This window comes from Priestia sp. YIM B13489, assembly GCF_042787645.1.
GTDB lineage: Bacteria > Bacillota > Bacilli > Bacillales > Bacillaceae_H > Priestia > Priestia megaterium.
This window is the reverse complement of the sequence record NZ_JBHZOQ010000023.1, coordinates 1-6076: the sequence shown is the minus strand read 5'-3', so window position 1 is coordinate 6076 and position 6076 is coordinate 1. Positions and strand designations below refer to the sequence as shown.

General features: G+C 34.6%; 5 protein-coding genes. 1 reads left to right on the top strand and 4 read right to left on the bottom strand.

Annotated features, from left to right (window positions below):
• Positions 1-336 precede the first annotated feature (336 nt).
• The gene (locus ACFX4W_RS01485) at positions 337-1170 is read right to left on the bottom strand and encodes an STAS domain-containing protein (protein ID WP_377259727.1); all 834 of its coding nucleotides are present in this window, start codon (positions 1168-1170) and stop codon (positions 337-339) included.
• Between the two features lie 710 nt (positions 1171-1880).
• On the opposite strand from ACFX4W_RS01485, the gene ACFX4W_RS01480 reads away from it, so the two are divergent.
• Positions 1881-2960, top strand: coding sequence for a YsnF/AvaK domain-containing protein (locus tag ACFX4W_RS01480; RefSeq protein ID WP_377559165.1), 1080 nt, complete (start codon positions 1881-1883; stop codon positions 2958-2960).
• A gap of 88 nt (positions 2961-3048) precedes the next feature.
• Here ACFX4W_RS01480 and ACFX4W_RS01475 read toward each other — a convergent pair whose 3' ends face one another.
• The 3 genes from ACFX4W_RS01475 to cshA all read right to left on the bottom strand — a co-directional run.
• On the bottom strand, positions 3049-3573 hold the full coding sequence (locus ACFX4W_RS01475; protein ID WP_377559163.1) for a hypothetical protein: 525 nt from the start codon (positions 3571-3573) through the stop codon (positions 3049-3051).
• Positions 3574-4035: 462 nt separating this feature from the next.
• Positions 4036-4224, bottom strand: a complete 189-nt coding sequence (locus ACFX4W_RS01470; protein ID WP_192998878.1) for a hypothetical protein — start codon at positions 4222-4224, stop codon at positions 4036-4038.
• Between the two features lie 547 nt (positions 4225-4771).
• Positions 4772-6076: degradosome RNA helicase CshA (cshA, locus tag ACFX4W_RS01465; RefSeq protein WP_377559161.1), on the bottom strand; the 1305-nt coding region annotated here is incomplete at its 5' end.

Here is a 6076-nt window from a genome sequence, read left to right as displayed (position 1 = left end):
TATTCTGGACCATGCATTTGTCCTCTGTTTCCACATTTCCTCATGCAACCGACAGGCTCGTTACCAAGCATGACGTTTCGGACGGAGATCACCTTTGCGTCTAGATGAGTAGCGTTTGCTACACTGTAAGAAAGCGACTTCTTGTCGCACCATAATTTGATTTCTCGGTAATAAAACTGAATATTAATAGCCATATCTAGAATTAGATGTGGCTATTATATGTACATAAAAGCCCCAATTATTAGCTTCTGTCTAACAATTGAAGTGCAGTCCAGCATGAAGGTAGTTTTCTCTGGTACTATTAAGAAATCCGAGTATAGATCCATGATTTGCGGATTATCTTAAAGATTCTGTGAATGAATTTGCATAATCAACAGCTTGATGTAAACTAGAAAAACTTTTGATACCTTTCACTTCTATGCCTAATCTGACCATGATTTGAGCAATTTCTGCACGCATTCCACTTATAATGACGTTAATTCCTAAAAGTTTTAGTGCTGCTATTACTTTGAAAAGTTGATCAGCTACCATTGTATCAATAATGGGGACGGCAGATAGATCAAAGATTAGCCATTTTAATTTGTACTCCTTTCCTTTATCTAAAGCATTTTCCATTAAAATCTGTGCTCTTTTTGTATCTAAATCGCCTACTAAGGGAAGAATTCCTATTTCTTCTGTCATGCGGACAACTGGAATAGAAAGTTCATCAATAGCATACTTTGCATGATTTATCTTTTCTGTATAACCTTTTACATATGATTTACTTACCCATTGAATAGCATCATCCACAACAGTATTAAAATGAGAAGTTATGGAGTGAAAAGTATCTAAAGAAAATTGGTTATCTTCCCCTTTTTCTTTAATGATTTCTCCAATTTCATTTCGATAAAAACTAATTTCCTCTAAAGCAAGGTTTAATGGAAGACCATGATTCACTAATAGATCAGCTATGTTTTCTCCCCACTTTTTTATAGTATCGATAGCTACATCTTTTTCCATCAAAATGGATTCCCCATAAATTGTAATAAGATCAACGCGGAAATTTGTTAGCTCTGTATAAATATGATGAGTATCTGCAAGTTCTTGTCTTTTTGTTTCAGCTAAACCTTCTTTTTTTTCGAGAATTGTAGCTCTAATATCCTTTAAATCCTCACTTTGAACACTTTGCATAAATCTTAACTCCTTTGATATTGCTTATATAATAAAAACATTTTTCATTCTTTTCATCTTAATAAAAAACTCACTAATAGATGAATATTAGGACCCAGAAACAACACGTATTGATTGCTGAATTGCTTACCTCTTCCCCATATAGTGATTATGTAAACCAAATATGAATAAGGTATACATCAAACAACAGAAAGCAACTTCTGTCTGAGCACCAGTAGTTGCTTTCAATTGTTTGGATGTTATGCAATTCGAATCTAAGGTTTGGTACCTTACAGTATCTTGATGAGTTTACTTCAGATATTAATTATTATTTATTTTTATAAATGATTAAATAAAAAAAACAAATCTGCAAAAAGATATGTTTCTTTTTACATTCCAATCCAACTTTTTTTGAAAAATAGTTTTGCTTATTATATCTTATGTAGTCAAATCTCCACTTTTCTTCAAAACCGATTATTTCCTTTTTTAATCTCTTCTGTAGATATACATTTTACAAGTTATTTACGATTAATTTTATCAAAAAATAAACAAATTTCGTTTACCATTCTTCTAACGAAAAGTATCAAAATAAATAGAAATATTGTCGAAATTTTGGTGTTTATACAGTCACTCGTACTACGTTTCAAATAAAAAAACACTGGGTATATAAAAATATGGAATTAAATGTAAGGATATGTTTGCGTTTACTTCAATTTTAAGGAGATGGGAGAATGGGAATAACAAAAAGAGTTGTCGGAACTTTTTATTCGGAGCAAGAAGCGCTGTTCACAATTGAGGGGTTAAAACGTCAGGGATGTCGTGAAACAGATATAATGGTGGTAGCAAAAAATAGAAGTGATACTCTGCGATTGAGAGCTGAAACCGACGTGATGATAGAAGTCGGTACACCAGCAGTAAGTTCGTTAGCAGGTGTGATGATGGACAGTTTTCTCACCATGATGACAGGTGGAATGACTCCTGTTAAACAAGCCAGTGATCTAACTTCAAAACTTGTTAGAATGGGGGTTCAAAGTTCTACTGCGAAGCAGTGTGAAATGGATGTGAACAAAGGGAAAATTCTTGTTATGATTGATACAGAGGAAACTCAAACGATTCCTTCATATGATACGATTAGAGAGATTCAATACGAGAGTGAAGAACAAAAATCTGTCCAACTACGTGAAGAACAACTCGATGTAAGAAAAGAACGCGTCCAGATCGGTGAAGTACAACTTCGTAAGGAAATTGTGGAAGAACTACGAACTATCCAGGTTCCTGTTATCCGTGAGGAAGTCTATGTAGAAAGACGTCCGGTCATAGACGGTCAGTACGATGGCAGCCCATTGACAGAGAATGAAATCATCCGTATTCCTATTACAGAGGAACGAATTGAGGTGACGAAAAGACCTGTAGTCGTGGAAGAAGTAGTCGTTGGCAAGCGTAAAATTCAAGAGACAAAAGAAATGAAAGACACTGTTCGAAAGGAAGAAGCACGAATCGAACAATCAGAACTTTCTGACTCCGAAGTCTATCAAAATAGGACTAATTACGTGGACCAAAGTTATGCAGAAGTGGCTGCAGCACCTGCTCCTGACATTCCAAAAGAGGAAAAGGTTACACTTTCAACTAACAAGAAGCAGGAATCCCAACTTAAAGTGACAACTTCTCCTGTTGTGGAAGAGCTTCAAGAGGCTGCAGTCTCAGTAAACAATCAAAAGCAAGAAACTCAAGCTAAAGGTACCAATTCTCCTGCTTCTGAAGGGGAAAATAACAATGGAGCTTCAACAAACAAGAACAGGAAGAAGAAATAAAGTAAAGGCTCGTTATATTTTATGGTAGAGGGAACTGTTGAGAAGGTTTAAGGAAGGGCTGCCCGTTTGGACTGGCAGCTTTTTTTCTTCATTTTAGTAGCTCTTTTTCATAAAGTAATTCTCTCTTTAACGTGTCAAAGTCTTTTTCAGCTACTTTTTCAATCTCACCAAATAATTCATCACCTTTGATTAATCCTTTTTCTTCTAGTACTTCTACTAACACTTTAAATCTTATCCTAGATAACACAACCTCATTTACGGCGTTAACCATCAACTTCTGATCTTCTGTAAGTTCTTTTTCTTTGGCTGGTTCTTGTTGTAACTTAATTCTAAATACGACTTTTGTGTCATCTGATATCTCTGCTGCTTGATAGAAAGTACTGTGTGAAATATTTTTCATTTTAAGTTTTTCATTTGTATCAACAATAGTAAGTTCAAAATTTGGGCTCTCAAAAAATAAGTCATATAAGTTATACTCTTTTTTTCCTCTAACCGAAAATGCAAAACCAATCTTTTTTAGCTGCTCACCTGTAGTGGAATGTGTAATTGTTTTTTCTTCAAAATTTTCAACGTTAAATTCAATATTATTGATAATTAATTGTTCTAGTTTCAATTCAACCACCTCTTTATCTATATTAATACGACGAGTCTTAAAAGATTCCCTGTTTTCTCAAAATAAAAAAGAACACTGATGAATCAGTATCCTTAAAGGGAAATTTAATTAAATCTTTCTACTCTTGGTTTTCGATATTCTCTAATTGAGAGATAAGTCAATGTTTCTAATCTTCTAGACACTTTTATAGTTCTTTTACTGGTTACTATTTCTTTAAATTCAAACCAACCTTCATGGCTTGAAATTTATTGTTTTAAAACGTCTTCATTCTCCGCCTTAATAATAGCAGGTTTAGAGCTACCATTCTTTAAAAAAATCACCTGTTTTTCGTAAGTGCTTGCCACTGATGATACGTCATGGAATCAAAGAGCACTAAACCTTATAGTATTGCTTATTTCTTAAATCAGTATTTCTATCAAAATAAAAAGCACCTCAATTAATAGATGCCTATCTTTATTATTCTTATTTTTCTTCTGTAACCATAAATTGTACCACATTATTTAAATTGATATGCACTAGCTCTTTTTCATTCGAAATGAATCTTTCATCTTTTGTTATATGACTAATGACTTCTTTCTTTGATGTGGCTTGAAATTTTAATTCCTTTGTCCTGCCATTTATAAATTCAAAAATAACTTTAAATTTTAGCATAGGTGTAGCACCTCTTTATCTACTTATTACTCATGTTTCATTAATTCTTCTTCAAAGAAAAAAGTACTTGGATATTCATTGACCGTATAAGAGTATCTTTTCATGTTTTTTACATAATGACTTTTTAAGATTGTTACTAATTCGTTCGATACTCTTATATTTACTATTTCTCCATTAGTAAATATTTTCACGCTCATGGTCCTCATCCTCTCTCGTATCAAAAATAATAAAAATTTTACTTTCATTTATCTTAAGACATAAATTAAATCTCCTAAGATTCTTTATTTTTACCCAGTTCTTTTGCCTGATATTTTTTTAGTTCTTCACAATCATAAGGATTAACAATTAAAGTTGCCGTGTGGTTTTTATAATGGAGCTGAGAAAGGTTTACATCAATTCGTATAGGTTTTCTGATATATGTGTTAAAAAAGTAGGCAACCTTCCTTCGATAGTTGGTTCACGAAGGGAGAGTTGTATGTTGACACCTTACGGTGTGATAAACCTCAATACCTACTAATGAAGTACATAGTCATAAAACTGTAAGAGATTATTTTCTATACTTTTTTTCACGCCATACTGTTTCTTTTCTGCCTCTACTTCTCTTACGCTCCGTTTTTGCCTTTTCATTACGAAGTGGTGCCACTTCAGTTAATTGGACAGGAGCCATATTGGATTCTTTTGTTAAGAGCTTTAAAGTGGCTGACAATAAAGTAACAGAATCCACTTCTTCTAATAACTTTTCCGCCACAGGTTTATATTCCCCGAACTCTCTCTTGTCGATGGTGTTCAAAACGCGGTGTATGATTGCTTCCTGATTTCCTGCCATTACTTCACTAGAAGTGGGAGGCGATTGTCTAGACATCTTTGTTTTCGTAACATCTTCAATCATTTTTAAGTGATGACGTTCTCTCGAAGTTATAAATGTAACCGCCAATCCCTTATTACCTGCCCGTCCTGTTCGACCAATACGATGAACATAGCTTTCAGGATCCTGAGGAATATCAAAATTATAGACATGACTGACACCTGTAATATCAAGTCCTCTTGCTGCAACGTCGGTTGCGACCATAATCTCAATTGTATGCTCCTTAAATTGACGAATGACATCGGCACGTTTTGATTGGGTAAGGTCTCCATGAATGCCTTCTGCTGCATACCCACGTTTTTTCAGCCCTTCGGCAAGTTCATCCACACGTTTTTTTGTTCGTCCAAACACAATAGCAAGGTCTGGTGATTGAAGATCTACAAGATTGCAAAGAACATCAAATTTTCGATTTTCAGGAATTTCTACATAACGTTGCTCAATATTCTTTACTGTTAACTCCTTCGTTTTTACTTTTACGAGTTCAGGAGTGTTCATAAATTTCTGGGCCAAACTTTGTACTTGCTTCGACATGGTTGCTGAAAATAGTAAGGTTTGATGGGGAGAAGAGATGCCACCAAGAATCGTTTGGATATCTTCAATAAAACCCATATTTAACATCTCATCTGCTTCATCCAGAACAGCCGTACGAATATGACTTAAACGGATGGTTCTTCTTTTCATATGGTCCATAAGACGTCCAGGAGTTGCCGAGATAATATGTGGTCTATTCTTAAGGGCTTTGATTTGACGATTAATATCCTGCCCTCCATAAATGGGTAGCGTTTTAACTCCTTTTACCTGACCAATTCGATTTAACTCTTCAGCTACTTGAATCGCCAGTTCACGTGTCGGTGCTAAAACTATTCCCTGGATTGCTTCTTCAGCAAGCTCAACTCCCTCTATAAGGGGAATGCCAAAAGCTGTTGTCTTTCCAGTACCGGTTTGAGCTTGTCCAATTAGATCTTTACCCGTCATAGCTATCGGAAT